Source organism: Deferrisoma sp. (assembly GCF_054681715.1).
This window is the reverse complement of sequence record NZ_BAAHFQ010000024.1, coordinates 1-14738: the sequence shown is the minus strand read 5'-3', so window position 1 is coordinate 14738 and position 14738 is coordinate 1. Positions and strand designations below refer to the sequence as shown.

Genomic DNA, 14738 nt, shown 5'->3' with positions numbered 1-14738 from the left:
GGATTCCAGCGTCATCGCGTCGGCCAACCCGTGGGAGCGGCTGCCGTAGCCGGGATCAGAATTCAGAGGACAGATGTCGGAAACCCCCTGTCCTCTGTCTTCTGTCTTCTGGCACCTGACACGGTCGCCGGTCTCGCGGTCTCCGGTCCCGTGGTCCAAACGGCGGCGGCCCACCGTGTGGCATAGCAGGGGGGAAGTTATTGTTCTTGCGAACGGGCCGCGCCCCGCGGCCTGCGGCAGCTTCCAACGGGCCGGCCCAGCTGGCCCGTTTTCGTTCGGTTGCGCGCCGGCCCGAAGATGGCAATCTTTCGGGAGGCGCGCCGAACGAACCTCCCAGGACCTCCCCATGCCCGACGGCCCATCCCACGAAAACCCCGCCCTGTGGGGCGCCGATCCCACGGCCGGGATCGTCGCCGTGGAGTTCGACGGCGGAAACCGGGTCACCGTGTTCCGCCGAAACGGGGGCGAACTCCTCCGGGAGACGGACACCTGGCCGCCGTTCCTGTACATCGAGTCCCCGGAACTCCTCGGGGCGTGGGCGGCCCCGGTGGAGGTCCTCGGCCTCGACGGCCCCTGGGACTACCGGGCCCTCGCCCTGTTCCCTTCCTGGGACGACCTCTCCCGCGCCGTCACCCGCCTGGGGAAGATCACAGGAAAGTCGCCCCGGAGCCTCGACGGGCCGTTCTACTGGATCGCCGACCCGGTACAGCAGTACCTGATGTGGAGCGGCCGCACCTTTTACAAGGGGCTTCGGTTCGACGATCTTCTGCGTCTCCAGATCGACATCGAGACCACGGTGACCCCCGGGTTCGAGTTCCCGAACCCGGAGCGCGAGGCCGACCGGATCACCTTGGTCAGCCTGGCCGACTCCACGGGATGGGAGGCGAGCCTGCGCTCCGACCGCTTGGACGAGGCGGAGATGATCGCCGAACTCAACCGCCTCGTGGCGGAGCGCGACCCCGACGTGATCGAGGGACACAACCTCTTCAACTTCGACCTGCCCTACCTGGAAGCCCGGGCGAAGCGATACCGGCTCCGGCTCACCTGGGGCCGCGACGGTTCGGCGGTACGGTCCCGGTCGAGCCAGTTCTCGGCCGCGGAGCGGATCGTGGCCTACACCCGGTACGACGTGTACGGCCGGCAGGTGATCGACACCCTCTTTCTCGTGCAGCTCTATGACGTGACGACCCGCGAACTCCCGGACTTCGGCCTCAAATCGGTGGCCCGCCACCTCGGCCTCGCCTCCGACGAACGGACCTACGTCCCAGCCGGGGAGCTCGCGGGTCTGGCCGAGGCCGACATGGAGACCCTGGTGCGCTACGGCCTCGACGACGTGCGGGAAACCCGGGAGATCGCCCGGGTGCTCGGCCAAAGCCATTTCCACCAGGCCCAGATGTTCCCCTTTTCCCACCAGAACACGGTGGTCCGGGGCACGGCGACCCGAATCGACGCCCTCCTGCTTCGCGAATACCTACGGCAACGCCACGCCGTTCCCAAGCCCCCGCCGAAGCGGTCGTTCGCCGGAGGGTACACCGACGTGTTCGTGACCGGCGTCGTCGGGCCCGTGGTCCAGTGCGACGTCCGGAGCCTCTACCCCTCGATCCTGCTCGTCTTCGGCATCCGGCCGTCCAAGGACGACCTCGACGTGTTCCTGGATCTCCTTCGGGATCTCACCCGGCGGCGCCTCGAGGCAAAGGACCGGGCCCGCGCGGCCCCGCCGCAGGAGCGCAGCTTCCTCGACGCCCTCCAGTCGACCTTCAAGGTCCTGATCAACTCGTTTTACGGATACCTGGGATTCCCCCAGGGCCACTTCGCCGACTTCGACGCGGCCGAGCGGGTTGCGGCCGAGGGCCGGCGGCTGATCCGGTTGGTGCTCGAGGAGCTGCGACGCCGGGGGGCCCAGCCCGTGGAGGTGGACACCGACGGGGTCTATTTTGTTCCGCCGCCGGGAGCCCTGGGCCGGGAGGAGGAGTTCGTGCGGGACCTCGGCTCGGCCCTTCCAGAGGGCATCGAGCTCGAGTTCGCCGGCCGGTACCGCGCCATGTTCTCCTACAGGCCCAAGAACTATGTACTCCTCACCGAGGACGGGGAGCTCCAGATCCGGGGCTCGGGGCTTCGCTCGAGGGGGATCGAGAAGTTCCAACGGGTGTTCCTGGAGGAGATGTTCCGGGCGCTCCTCGAAGGCCGGGCCGAAGAGATCCCGAAGATCAAGGAGCGGTTCCTGGAGGACCTGCGGGCCCACCGGTGGACCCCGGAGTGGTTCGCCAAGACCGAGACGCTCCACGACAGCCTGGAGGTGTACCGGAAGAAGCGGGAGCGAAACGCCCGCAACGCGTCGGCCGCCTACGAGCTGGCCCTGGCCTCGGGCCGGCCCTACCGTCCCGGGGACCAGGTGACCTACTACGTGACGGGCGATTCCCCCAAAGTGCGCGTGTTCGAGGCGGCCCGGCTCGCCTCGGAATGGGACCCCGCCCATCCCGACGAGAACACCGCTTACTACGCCGCAAAACTCGAGGCCCTGTACCGCAAGTTCCGCCCGTTCTGGGAGCCGGAGGACGGTCGGAAGGGCCGGCAGCCGGGACTCTTCGACGAGGGATAGGCGGTGGGATCGGCCCGCGCCTGGATCGGCACCTCGGGGTGGGTCTATCCGCACTGGCGCGAAACCTTCTACCCCGCCGGCGTGCCCCAGCGCGAATGGCTCGCCTTCTATGCCCGCCGGTTTCGAACCGTGGAGGTGAACCGCACGTTCTACGGCCTCCCCAAGCCCCAGCATGTGGCGGGGTGGGCCCGGGCCGTCCCCGGAGGATTCCGGTTCGCGGTCAAAGGGAGCCGCCTCCTCACCCACACGGCACGGTTGCGGGACCCCGCGGGCCGCCTGGGCCGCCTCCTGGAGGCCCTCGCCCCCCTCGGCGCCAAGCGGGGGCCCCTTCTCCTCCAGTTTCCGCCCGGATGGGTGCCCCCTCCGGAGCGCCTGCGCGAAACGGCGCGGGCCTGCCCCCGGGGGCTCACCGTGGCGGTCGAACTGCGGGGAACCGAGGCGCCCGGGGGGGTGCGGGAAACCCTGAGGGAGCTGGGGTGGACCCTCGTGGTGCACGACCACGCCGCCGGGGGCGGCGCCCGGGAGGTGACGGGGCCCTTCGTCTATCTGCGGTTTCACGGACCCGGGGGAGGGTACCGGGGAGAGTACGGGGTCGAGGGGCTTCGACCCTGGGCCCGTTGGATCGGGGAGCGGCTGACCGAGGGCCTGGAGGTCTACGCCTACTTCAACAACGACGCGGGCGGGGCCGCGCCCCGGGACGCGGCCCGCCTGATCGGGTTACTGGACGGGGGAACCGCCCCCGGGTGAACGGCGGCGTGGCCCCGGCTCAGGCGACCCGCCGGGCGGGGGGAAGCACCCACCACCGGCCCCGGTCCACCCGGACCACGCACCCGTGGCTCTCCAGCCGGTCCCACTCCGACACAGCCGGAATTTCCGCCTCGTTCACGAGCTCTCCCCGGCCGCTGCGGGCCACCCGGTCGAGCACCTCCTGGAACCGCACGATCCGATCGTTCCGATCCATGGTCGCTCCTCCTCGCGCTTGCGATTATACCCACAAGCACTAGCACGAACCGTGCCACGCCGGGCCCGAAGCGGGGACGAAGAATCACCCCATCGCGCCCGCGGCGCGTCGACTCCAGGATGGCAGTTTAGGCAGGCCAGCGGACGGAGCGCCGAGAACTGGACCCCGAGACCGGAGACCGCGAGACCGGCGACCGTGGACGGAGGTTACTTGGAAGCTCCCCAAGGCCCCTTCGGGGCCCCGCTACGCAGGACGGTAACGCGCGAGTCAGGGCCCCGGTGTGGGAGCGCCTTCCAAGGCGCGACCCGGGCCGTGAAACCCGAAAGAAACGGCGTCGCGGCTTGGAAGCCGCTCCCACAGGTTGGGACGGCCGCTGACGCAGGAATCCCGAATGTTGTTAGCCGCCTAGCTGCCGAGCAGCCCAGCCGCCTAGCCGAAGCCACTTGGAAGTCCTTCGGCAGGGGGAACCGTCACCCGCTGGGGCCCGCGATCCGGGGACCGTTCGCCCAAGGCATGGGGTCAAATCACCCAGGGGGTGTGTCATTCCACCAAGAACCGGTCGATGATCTCCCGGATGCTCTGCCGGGCCCATCCCTCGTCCCGCGTCTCCTTGAGATTCTCGTTGTGGCACCACACGCAGGTTTCCACCGTGGTCATCTCCCGGGGGTACTTAACCGGCTTCAGGTGGAAGTCCGGGGTGTGGTATCCGCACTCGTCGCCTTCCACCGATCCGGGTTCGTGGCATTCGGTGCAGGCGGGCTTGGGCTGGCTGAAATCAAATTTGTGGTCGTGGATCGAGTAGGTGAGCCCCTTGGCCATCTCGGGCACGTGGCAGTCCGTGCACTCCACCTTCTCGGGCCGGTGGCCCGAATGGGCCACGAACTTCTCGTACCGGAACTTGTGGCAGGTGCCGCAGTACTCGCTGCGGGTCATGTAGCGTTCCTTCTTCTGGGTGATGCCCCGGTCGAACCCGCACACCTCGCAGGCCCTGTTCGTGGAGTAGAACTTGGACTGGAAGAAGTACCACATGCGCTTTCGTTCCCGGAAATCCATGGTGCCCCAGTACCAGGATTTGCTCTTGGGCTTGGGCATGAAGAACTCGGTGTAGTAGTCGTTGAGGTCCTCGCCGGGCTTGTACCCCACCGGAAACGGGTAGGTCTCGGTGGCCTTGTCCATTCCGTCGGTGTGACAGGCCATGCAGATCATCATGGCCCGGTCGGGGTCCAGGTTGGCGGGATTCACGATCTCCGAGAGCCGCCCGCCGGTGTCCACGTGCTTCTGGCCCGGTCCGTGGCAGGCCTCGCACCCCACCCCCGGCTCGAAAAAGGTCTGGGTCTCCGGGTCGAACCCCACCGTGTGGCACCCGTCGCAGTGGATGTTGTAGGGCTGCTCCCGCCAGTTCCAGATGGAGTAGGGCTCCCACCGCCGCTCGGCGATGTTCCAGTACTTGGGGAGCACATAGAGCACGCCGTCGATCCGGGTGAGGTACTTCTGGATCCAGTGGCTGCCCACCGTGTAGGCGATGTCCTCGGGGCCAAAGGGGATCCCCTCGTGGAAATCGTTGGCCAGCACGGCGAAGGGGTCCCGCTCGGCGTCCACCAGCATGCGCGCGTGGGGAGTAAGCCGCCACTGGGCGTACACGTCCGGGTGGCACGCCGCGCAGGCGTCGCTCCCGGCGTACCCCGGCAACCCCCCGTACTCGGCCCGGGCCACCCCGACCACCCCGATCGTCCAGATCCCCAACGCCCACGCGATCAGCGCCCGCTTTCGCACCGCACGACCTCCCTCAACCGACGAGAACCATTCCAGAGCGGAACCGCAGGATACCCAACTCCCCCGGCCGGGACCAGCGTATCCCCCTGATCGGCACGGGACCCCGGTGCCTCAAGGGCGGAAAAACATCTTGACACCCGCCGAGCACATTATTAGCGTAGCACCCATCACCCACTCGGAGGACCCCATGAGCGCGTTCAACCCGCGGGAAAGCGTCGGATTTCAGTGTTCCCTGACGTTCCGGGCCTTTACGGCCGCCCTGGAGCGGCGGTTGCGGGGGTCGGGGGTCAGCCGGGCCCAGTTCATGGCGCTGGCCCACCTGGTGGGCCTGGGCCCGATGCCCCAGGCGGAACTCGCGGCCCACCTCGGCATCACGCCGGCCTCGGCCGTGCGCCTGATCGACCGGATGGAGCGGGACGGGTGGGTGGAACGCCGGCCCGACCCGGCCGACCGCCGGGTGAACCGGGTCGCTCCCACCGAGAAGGCCCTGGCCGTGTGGGACCAACTTTCCGAGCATGCCCGGGGCCTCCTGCAGGACGCGTACCGGGGCATCCCCGACGGGGAGATCCGCCGCACCATCGAGACCCTGGAGCGGATCCGGGCGAATCTCCGGGGGCCGTGACGTGTGCCCTTTTTCTTGTTGCCCACATCGTTAGCTAGCCAATCACCAGTAAGGCAACCTATGGAGGGTCCCATGCGCCGCATCCTTCTTCTCACCCTGGTCCTGGTTCCCCTGACCGTCGGGGGCGCGATCGTCGTCAAGAACAAGCGCGCCCGGGTGGCGTCCGCCCCCGCCCCCACCCTGCGGCCCACGCCGGTGCGGGTGGCCGCGGCAACGGAGGGCAACCTCGAGGAGCGTCGGTCGTTTCTGGCCCGGGTGGAACCCTGGCAACGGGCCGAACTCTCGGCCCAGGTGACGGCCCGGGTGACCGACGTTTTGGTGCGGGAGGGGGAGTCGGTGCGGAAAGGCCAGGTGCTCGCGGTGCTCGACGACGCGGAGATCCGGAGCGCGTTGGCCGCGGTGGATGCCCAGATCGCCCAGGCCGAGGCCCAGGTCGAGGCCCAGGCCGCCACGGTGGCCTCCCTCGAAAAGACGGCGGCCTATTGGGAACGGGAGGTCCAACGGGACGCCGCGCTGGCCCGGGAGGGCGCGATCGCCCAGGCCGCGGCCGACGCCACCGCCGACCGCCGCAACGAGGCCCTGGGCCGGCTCGAGGCCGGCCGGAAGGCCCTCGCGGCGGCCCGCGAGCAGGTGAGGTCCCTCCGACACCGCCGGGCCGAGGTGGCCGCCCGGCTCGCCTACACCCGCATCCGCAGCCTCTTCTCCGGCGTCGTGTCCCGCCGGCTCGCCGACCCCGGGGACCTCGCGGTCCCGGGCAAACCCCTCCTCGACGTGGAAGACACCTCGCGGTGGAGGGTCGTTTTCGACGCACCCCAAACCGACCTGGGGAAGATCCGGAAGGGCACCCCGGTGCGCCTGGCGGACCTCGGCCTCGACCTGCGGGTCGACCGGGAATACCCGTCGCTGAACCCCGACCGGACCCGAACGATGGAGGCCTACGCCCCGGCCGACGCCCCGCTGGCCTCCGGCACCTTCCACCCCCTCGAGGCGGTGCTCCGCCGGGTCGAGGGGGCCGTGCTCGTGCCCGAATCCGCCCTGGTGCCCACCCCCGGCGGCGGGACGGCCGTGTTCACGGTGGTCGAGGGCAGGACCCGGCCCCGGCCCGTGCGAAGCCTCCTCGTCCGGCAGGGGCTTGCCGCCGTGGAGGGACTGGAACCCGGCACCGAGGTGGTGGTGAGCACCTACCTCGGCTGGAACCGGCTGGCCGCCGGGGAACCCGTGGAGGTGGTCCGATGAATCTCACCCGCTTTGCCCTTCGCAACCCCTACACGGTGCTCGCCCTCTCCCTGGTGGTGGTGGCCCTGGGCGCGTTCGCGTTCGTGCGCACCCCCACCGATCTCTTCCCCGACACGGTGCCCCCCCAGGTGGTGGTGGTCACGGTGGAGCCGGGCGCCTCCGCCGACGACGTGGCCGACAAGATCACCCAGATCCTGGAAAAGGAACTCAACACCCTCTCCGGCCTCAAGCGCATCGTGTCCACCTCCCGCGACGAGGTTTCGTCCATCAACGCCGAGTTCGTCTACGAAAAGCCCGTGGGCGAGGCCGTGGTGGACGTGCAGAACGCCGTGGCCCGGGTCCGGGGGGAGCTGCCCCCCGACGCCCTGGAACCCCGCATCTACCGCATCACCGACGCCAACCGCCCGATCCTCACGCTGGCCGTGCGGCCCAAGCCGGGAAGCCTGAAAACCCTGGGCGGCGTGCGGCTCCTGGCCGAGAACGACCTCAAGGACTTCTTCCTCGGGGTGCCCGGCGTGGCCGACGTGGACGTGTTCGGGGGGCACCAGCCGGAGGTGGTCGTGGCCGTCGACCGGGACGCCCTGTCGGCCCGGGGTCTCTCCCTGGGGCAGGTGTTGGCCCGGTTGTCCCGGCAAAACGTCTCGAGCCCCGCCGGGGTGATTTACGGGGACAAGGGGGAATATCTGGTGCGCGTGTCGGGGGAGTTCCCCGACGCCCGCGCCCTGGAGGACCTGCCCATCGCCTCCACCCCCGACGGCCGCCAGGTGCGCCTGGCCGATGTGGCCCGGGTCTCCCTCGCCGAGGCCGACCCCCGCAGCTTCTACCACGGCAACGGCGAACCGGCCATCGCGCTCAACCTCCTGCGGGCCGACGGGGGCAACACGGTGGAGGCCATCCGCAACGCCAAGGCGGCCCTCCCGGAACTCGAGCGGCGCTACCCCGATCTCGCCGTTTCCATCACCGACGACCAGCAGCCGATCATCGACATCAACGTCAAGGGCATGCGCGCCTCGCTGTGGCAGGCCGTGGCCCTCACCGTCGGCGTGATTTTCCTCTTCCTTTCCGATCTGCGGGCCGCCGCCGTCGTGAGCGTCTCGATTCCCCTGTCGTTCCTGACCTCGCTGGTGGTCCTGTGGTTCAGCCCCCACACGCTGAACATGGTGACCCTGTCGGGGCTCATCATCGCCGTGGGGATGGTGGTCGACGCCTCGATCGTCGTGTTGGAAAACGTGTACCGGCACTACGCCGCCATGGACGTGCCGGACGCGCGCCGGGCGGCGATCGAGGGCACCGAGGAGGTCGCCCTGGCGATCACCGCCGGGATGCTCACCACGGTCGTGGTGCTCGTGCCGGTGTTGTTCACCAAGGGGTTCACCGGCCGCATCATGGGCCCCCTGAACCTCATGATCATCTCGACCCTGGTCGCCTCCCTGCTCATCTCGCTCACCGTGGTCCCGATCGTGGCCTCCCGGTTGCTCGCCGGGTCCCGAACGCGGAAGAACTGGCTCGAGCGCCTGGTCTCCCCCGTGGGCTGGGGCGTGGACCACCTGACCCGCCTCTACGTCGGCCTCGTGCGCCTGGGGCTTAGGCACCGCTGGCTGTTTCTGGCCGCCATGGTGGCCTTCCTGGGAGTCACCCGGACCCAGATCAAACCGCTCCTGGGGGCCGAAGAGATGCCCCCCATGGACACCGGCATCGCCATCGTGGAGTTCGACACCGACGCCTCGGCCCGCCCCCGGGAGGTGGAGGCCACCCTGGAGCGGGTCGAGCGGATGATCCGCCAGACCCCCGGGGTCGAGAAGATCTCCTCCGTGGTGGGTTCGGAGCCCGGCGCGGTGAGTTTCGGGGGCGGAGGCGCCACCACCCAGACGGCCCGGCTCACGGTGACCCTGGTGGATCGCACCCGGCGCTCGGACACGATCTGGGAGATCGAAGACCGGTGGAGGGAGGCGCTCCGGACCATTCCCGGCGTGCGCACGTTCCGGGTGTCGGAGTACGGGGCCACCCCCGTTTCCACGACCAAGGCCCCCTTCGACCTGATCCTGTCGGGCCCGGATCCCCGGGTGCTCGACACCCTGGCGGATGAGGTGATCGCGCGGCTGCGGGGCACCCCGGGCATGGTGGATCTGCGCCGGAGCTGGTACCTCGACAAACCCCAGACCGACGTCCGGGTGGACCCGGCGCTCGCGAGGCTCTACGGCACCTCCCCCGAGGAGGTGGCCCGGACCCTTCGGGCGGCGGTCCAGGGGATCCCCGCCACCCGGCTCCGCCTGTCCGGGTACCTGGACATCCCCATCCGCGTTCGGTACCGGGCCGACCAGATGGCCGACCCGTCCGATCTGGCCGAGGCCTTGATCCCCACGGCGAAGGGCCTCGTGCCCCTGCGGTCGTTGGCGTCCACCGAAACCAGCCGGATCCAGCCGTTCATCACCCGGGAGAATCTCGTGCCCACCGTCGACATCACGGCGGGCAACCGGGGGCTCACCATCGCCCAGGTCACGGCGGCGGCCAAGAAGCGGCTCTCGGGCCTCGCCCTGCCGGCGGGCTACACCCTCACCGTGGCGGGCACCGTGCGCGACATGGCCGAAAGCCAGGGGGAGATGGGCCGGGCCCTGGTGGTGGGGATCGTGTTGCTCTACATCCTCCTTCTGGCCATGTTCCGGTCGTTCGGTCATCCGATCACGATCATGACCTCGATCCCCTTGGCCGTGGCCGGTGCCATGTGGGGGCTGCTCCTTTTCGACAAACCGTTTTGCGAACCCGCCTTCATGGGCATCATCCTGCTCGGGGGCACCATCGTGAACAACGCCATCCTCCTTTTGGATTTCGTGCTCGAGGCCCGGAAGAAGGGGATGCCCAAGGACGAGGCGATCGTGGAGGCCGTGCGGCTTCGGCTGCGGCCGATCCTGATGACCGCCGGATCCACCATCGTGGGGTTCACCCCGCTGATCTTCGAGATGGCCGTGGGGCTCGAGCGGATGAGCCCCCTGGGCATCGCCGCCGGGGCCGGGCTTTTGGTGGGGACCGTGGTCACGACCGTGGCCGTGCCCGTGATCTACTCGGTGCTCGACTCCCTGGCCACGGGCATACGGCGGGTCTTCGTGGGCCGGCGGGCGGGCGCCGTGGCCGCGGCGATCGGGGCCTGCCTCGTCCTGGCGGGCGCCACCCGGGCCGAAGACCCCGGCCCCTTCACCCTGGACACGGCCGTGGCCTACGCCCTGGCCCACAACCCGGACCTGGCCGCGGCCCGGGCCCGGGTGGACCACGAGGACGCGGCCGTGGAGGAGTCGGCCGCCGCGGCCCGGCTCCGGGCCGACCTCGTGGGCGGCCTCACCTGGACCCAGGAGGAACACGCCCTGATTCCCGGGGCGGCGGGGGAGGTCCAGCGGTCGGATCGCTGGGCGGCCCAGGCCGGGGTTCTGGCCCGGGCGCTCGTTTGGGATTTCGGGGAGACGGCGGCCCGGGTGCGGGCCGCCCTCGGCCGAAAGGAGGCCGAGGAAAACCTGGAGGCCCGTCGGCGCCAGGAGGTGATCTTTCGCACCTCCCAGGCCTTTCTGGGCGTCCTGGCCACCGAAGACCTCCTGGAGGCCTCCCGGGCAACCCGGCGGAGCCTGACCGCCCTGGCCGAAACCACCGAGGCGCTCGTGGCCCGGGGCAGGGCGGCCCGGATCGACGCGCTCAAGGTGAAGGTGCGCCTCGCCCAGGTGGAGAGCCGGATCGCGGCCCTCGAGGCCCAACGAAAGAGCCTGCGGGCCTCCCTGGCCGAAGCCATGGGATGGACCGGGCCCGGCCTGCCCACCGTGACCTACGCCGACCCGCGCCCGGTGGCCGCGGACGCGCCGGCCCCCACGGAGCCCGATCCCGGCCGGCCGGATCTCCGGGCCGCCGAGGCGGGGGTCCGGGCCGCCGAGGCCGCCGCCCTGGCGGCGCGCCGTTCCCTCTACCCCCGGGTGGAACTGGAGGCCTCGTACGCGCTCTACGCCGCCCCCGATCCCGAGGCCCAGACGCCGAACGGGCAGGACGATCCCTGGGAGGACGACGCCGTCGTGGGGCTTCGGGTCACGTTCCCATGGCTCGACGGGGGCGTGCGCCACAGCCGGATCCGGCAGGCCCAGGCACGGGCCGTGGAGGCCCGCGCCGCCCGCGACCGGCTGCGCCTTGCGGCCCGGCGGGAACTCATCCAGGCCCTCGCGTCGCTCGAAAGCGCCCGCGCCCGGGAAGCCGCGACCCGTTCGGCGGTCGAGGAGGCCAAGGAGGCCCTGCGGGTGGAACGGCTCAAGTACGACGCCGGCAAGGGGGTGATCAACGACGTGCTCGACGCTGAAGCGGCCCTCCTGGAGGCCGAGGCCCTCCTGCGCCAGGCCCGGCGGGAAGCCGAGATCGCCCGACTGGCCATGTTCCTGGCGGCAGGCCGCCTGGGGGAGCCCGACGTGGCCGGCCCGTGACTCGGCGCCTCCTCCCCCGGCGGGGAACCCCTTGCCCGGGGCGGGGAAACGCGGTACAAGGCGGTCGCGGTTGTGGCTTTTTTCTCTTTCGAGGGAGGTGCCCCATGCGCCCCTTGGCGTGGCTCGTGTTCGCCGCGGCCCTGACCGTCCCCGTTTGCCATCTTGCCAACGCCCAAGAGATGCAAGGGGTTCCGGCCGCCTCCGGCCTTCTCGACAACGAAGAGTGTGGGGGACAGGGAGAGGCGCCCTGCCCCCAGGAGACGGCGGCGCGGCCACTCCTCGGGCCCGGCGATCGGGCGGAACCGTTCGTGCTCGCGGATCCCGCGGGCGAACCCGTGGCGTTCCGGCCGGGGGAGGGCGGACCGGTACTTCTGGTGTTCTGGTCGATGTTCTGCCCGCCCTGCCAGGAGGAGATGCCGTACTTCGCCGACCTTGACGGAAAGAAGGGGCTCCGGGTGATCACGGTGAACCTGGACGGCCAGCGGATGGCCCGGGCCGTGGAAAACTACGCCCGCCTCAACCGGATCGGGGCCCCCATCGCCCTGGACGAAAAGGTCCAGGGCACCTTTGTCACGGCCGGGGCCTACGGGGTCACCGGCACCCCCGCCGTGTTCCTGGTGGACGCCTCGGGCACCGTGCGCTGGAGCCACCAGGGCAAGGTTGTGCACGAGGAACTCGAAGCCGAGATCGGGAAACTCGCGGCACGGTAGGTTCCGCGGGGCGGCATGGAAAAGCCGCCCCACCCTCCCATCCCCCCGCCGCCCCCCACACTCCCTGCCGCGGAGGAAAGGGCGGGGGGGAGGTGTCCCCACCCCTAAAGTTCCCGCCCGGTCGGGCCGATCCGAGGAGGCCTGGGGGCCGTTCGCCGTAGGCCCCCGTTTCGTTGTCCCCCGTCCCCTCGGAGGCGTTGCCCATGTCGCTCAAGGCCAAGCTCTCGCTCGTGATCTCGGTGCTCGTCATCGTGCCCATGCTCGGGGGCGGGTTCACCGCCTATTGGATCGCCAAGCACCACGCCCTCACCCAGATGCGGGCCGAGGTGGACAACCTGGCCCGGACGGCCGTGGGCCTTTGCGAGAGCTACTACCGTATGACCGGGGCCACCGAGCCGAGCCCGGAGCTCCGGCAGGCCATCCTCTCCATCCGGGTGGGGAAGACCGGGTATCCGTTCGCCCTGCGCTCCGACGGCACGACCGTTCTCCACCCCAAGCTCGAGGGGAAGAACCTGAAGGGCGTAAAGGACGCCAAGGGCAAGCCCTTCATGGACGAGATGCTCGGAATGAAGGACGGCTGGGTCGAGTACTGGTGGCAGAACCCGGGCGAGCCCGCGCCCCGCAAGAAGATCAGCCGGGTCCTTTACTTCGAGCCCTGGGACTGGGTGTTCGGGGTGGGGAGCTACGAGGAGGAGTTTCTCGACGGCCCGAAGGCGATCCGCAACGCCACCGTGGCCGCCTCGGCCGTCGCCATCGCGGTGGCGGTAGGCGTGGGGTTCCTGTTCGCCCGGGGCGTCGGCCAGGCGGCCGGCCAACTGAGCCGGGCCTTCGGGCAACTGGCCGAGGGGGACCTCACCGCCGACATCTCGGTTCGCAGATCGGACGAACTGGGCCGGATGGCCGGCGCGTACCGCGAGATGCGCCGCGGGCTTAGCGAGCTGATCCGGCGGGTGTCGGATTCGGCCGGCACGGTGGCGAGCGCGGCCCAACAGATCTCGGCCTCGAGCCAGCAGGTGGCGGCCGGGGCCGACGAGCAGAGCCGGAAGGCCACCGAGGTGGCCACCGCGATCGAGGAGGTCTCGTCCACGGTGCTCGAGGTGAGCAAGAACGCCCAGGAGGTGGCCCAAAACGCCCAGGAGATGTCGGACGTGGCGCGCCAGGGCGAAGGGGTCCTCCTCGACAGCCTGGAGCGCATGGACGGCATCGCCCGGATGGTGGAGGGGTTGGCCGCCCGCATCGAGGAACTGGGGCAGAAGACCGAGAGCATCGGGCAGGTGATCCGCACGATCGACGAGATCGCCGATCAGACGAACCTGCTGGCGCTCAACGCGGCCATCGAGGCGGCCCGGGCCGGGGAGCACGGCCGGGGGTTTGCCGTGGTGGCCGACGAGGTCCGCAAACTCGCCGAAAAGACCACCAAGGCCACCAAAGAGGTGGAGGCCACGATCCGGTCGATCCAGGAGGAGAGCCGCCAGGCCGTGGAGGCCACCTCGGTGGGCCGGGTCCAGGCGGCCGAGGCCCACGAGGTGTTCGACCGCGCCGGCAAGGCGTTTCGGGACATCCTCGCCCGGGTGGAGGACGTGAGCCGCATGGTGGGACAGATCGCGGTGGCGGCCGAGCAGCAGTCGGCCGCGATCGAGCAGATGTCCACGAACGTGGAGGGCATCGCCACGGTGAGCCGGGAGGTGGCCGGCCAGACCGGGGAACTCGCCCGCTCGTCCCAGTCCCTCGCGGGCGAGGCTCACCGCCTGCAGGAGGCCGTGGGCCGGTTCCGGCTCGGCTAGTCGCCGTCCAGTCGCCGCACGGCCGTGGCCTTGAACGAGGCCACGGCCTCGTCGCCCACCGTGAGCCCGAGGCGCTGCCAGGAGGCCGCAGTGACCACGGCCACCAGGGACATCCCGCCGCAGTCGAGGGTGACCCAGACCTCACCGTTTCCGGCCCGGGCCTCCCGCACCGTGCCCCGCAGGCGGTTGCGGGCCGACGAGGGCAACGCCTCCCGGGAGAGCACGATCTCCCGGGGATCGACCTCCACGATCCGGGTTCGGGGCGGCAGCGGTTCCACGAACAGGCGCAAGGGGCCCGCCACGAACACGTCGCTTCCCGGGCGTTCCGGGGCCCCCCGCAGCACGTTGTCCGGGCCGCCCCGGCGCAACGCGCCCCCGAGGGCGAGCCACACCTCGGCCCCCAACCGCCGGGCCTGGGCCACGTCGTGGGTGGCCAGCACCACCGTGGTCCCCCGCTCCCGCCGCCAGCGCTCCACCACGGCCTCGATCCGCTCCCGGCTCTCGGGGTCGAGGTGGTTGAGCGGTTCGTCCAGGAGGAGCACCCGGGGCTCCTGGGCCAACACCCGCGCCAGGGCGAGCCGCTGGGCCTCCCCCCCGCTCAGCCGGGT

Annotated in this window: 10 protein-coding genes; 7 read left to right on the top strand and 3 right to left on the bottom strand. The window is 70.5% G+C overall.

Features of this window, described 5'->3' with window-relative positions; translation table 11 throughout:
* The first annotated feature begins 346 nt into the window (after window positions 1-346).
* Together ACY0I8_RS05870 and ACY0I8_RS05865 are read left to right on the top strand one after the other, a co-directional pair.
* Complete coding sequence (locus tag ACY0I8_RS05870) at window positions 347-2599, top strand: DNA polymerase domain-containing protein (RefSeq protein WP_461394000.1); 2253 nt, start codon at window positions 347-349, stop codon at window positions 2597-2599.
* Window positions 2600-2602: 3 nt separating this feature from the next.
* On the top strand, window positions 2603-3346 hold the full coding sequence (locus ACY0I8_RS05865; protein ID WP_461393999.1) for a DUF72 domain-containing protein: 744 nt from the start codon (window positions 2603-2605) through the stop codon (window positions 3344-3346).
* Window positions 3347-3365: 19 nt separating this feature from the next.
* Here ACY0I8_RS05865 and ACY0I8_RS05860 read toward each other — a convergent pair whose 3' ends face one another.
* Complete coding sequence (locus ACY0I8_RS05860) at window positions 3366-3560, bottom strand: hypothetical protein (protein WP_461393998.1); 195 nt, start codon at window positions 3558-3560, stop codon at window positions 3366-3368.
* Between the two features lie 540 nt (window positions 3561-4100).
* The gene (locus ACY0I8_RS05855) at window positions 4101-5333 is read right to left on the bottom strand and encodes a multiheme c-type cytochrome (RefSeq protein WP_461393997.1); all 1233 of its coding nucleotides are present in this window, start codon (window positions 5331-5333) and stop codon (window positions 4101-4103) included.
* 130 nt (window positions 5334-5463) lie between these two features.
* Here ACY0I8_RS05855 and ACY0I8_RS05850 point away from each other — a divergent pair, with 130 nt between their 5' ends.
* The 5 genes from ACY0I8_RS05850 to ACY0I8_RS05830 all read left to right on the top strand — a co-directional run bounded on the left by ACY0I8_RS05850 (window position 5464) and on the right by ACY0I8_RS05830 (window position 14130).
* Complete coding sequence (locus ACY0I8_RS05850; protein WP_461393996.1) at window positions 5464-5955, top strand: MarR family winged helix-turn-helix transcriptional regulator; 492 nt, start codon at window positions 5464-5466, stop codon at window positions 5953-5955.
* Window positions 5956-6027: 72 nt separating this feature from the next.
* Window positions 6028-7191 (top strand): efflux RND transporter periplasmic adaptor subunit, encoded by a 1164-nt coding sequence (locus ACY0I8_RS05845; protein WP_461393995.1) that lies wholly within the window; start codon window positions 6028-6030, stop codon window positions 7189-7191.
* Complete coding sequence (locus tag ACY0I8_RS05840; RefSeq protein ID WP_461393994.1) at window positions 7188-11636, top strand: efflux RND transporter permease subunit; 4449 nt, start codon at window positions 7188-7190, stop codon at window positions 11634-11636. Before ACY0I8_RS05845 ends, ACY0I8_RS05840 begins: the two co-directional genes overlap by 4 nt.
* Before the next feature lie 104 nt (window positions 11637-11740).
* Window positions 11741-12346 (top strand): TlpA family protein disulfide reductase, encoded by a 606-nt coding sequence (locus ACY0I8_RS05835; protein WP_461393993.1) that lies wholly within the window; start codon window positions 11741-11743, stop codon window positions 12344-12346.
* 203 nt (window positions 12347-12549) lie between these two features.
* Entirely contained in the window at window positions 12550-14130 is a 1581-nt protein-coding gene (locus ACY0I8_RS05830) for a methyl-accepting chemotaxis protein (protein WP_461393992.1), read from the top strand.
* Here ACY0I8_RS05830 and ACY0I8_RS05825 read toward each other — a convergent pair.
* On the bottom strand, window positions 14127-14738 hold a 612-nt coding region (locus tag ACY0I8_RS05825), incomplete at its 5' end, for a TOBE domain-containing protein (protein ID WP_461393991.1). The two genes, ACY0I8_RS05830 and ACY0I8_RS05825, sit on opposite strands and share 4 nt — an antisense overlap.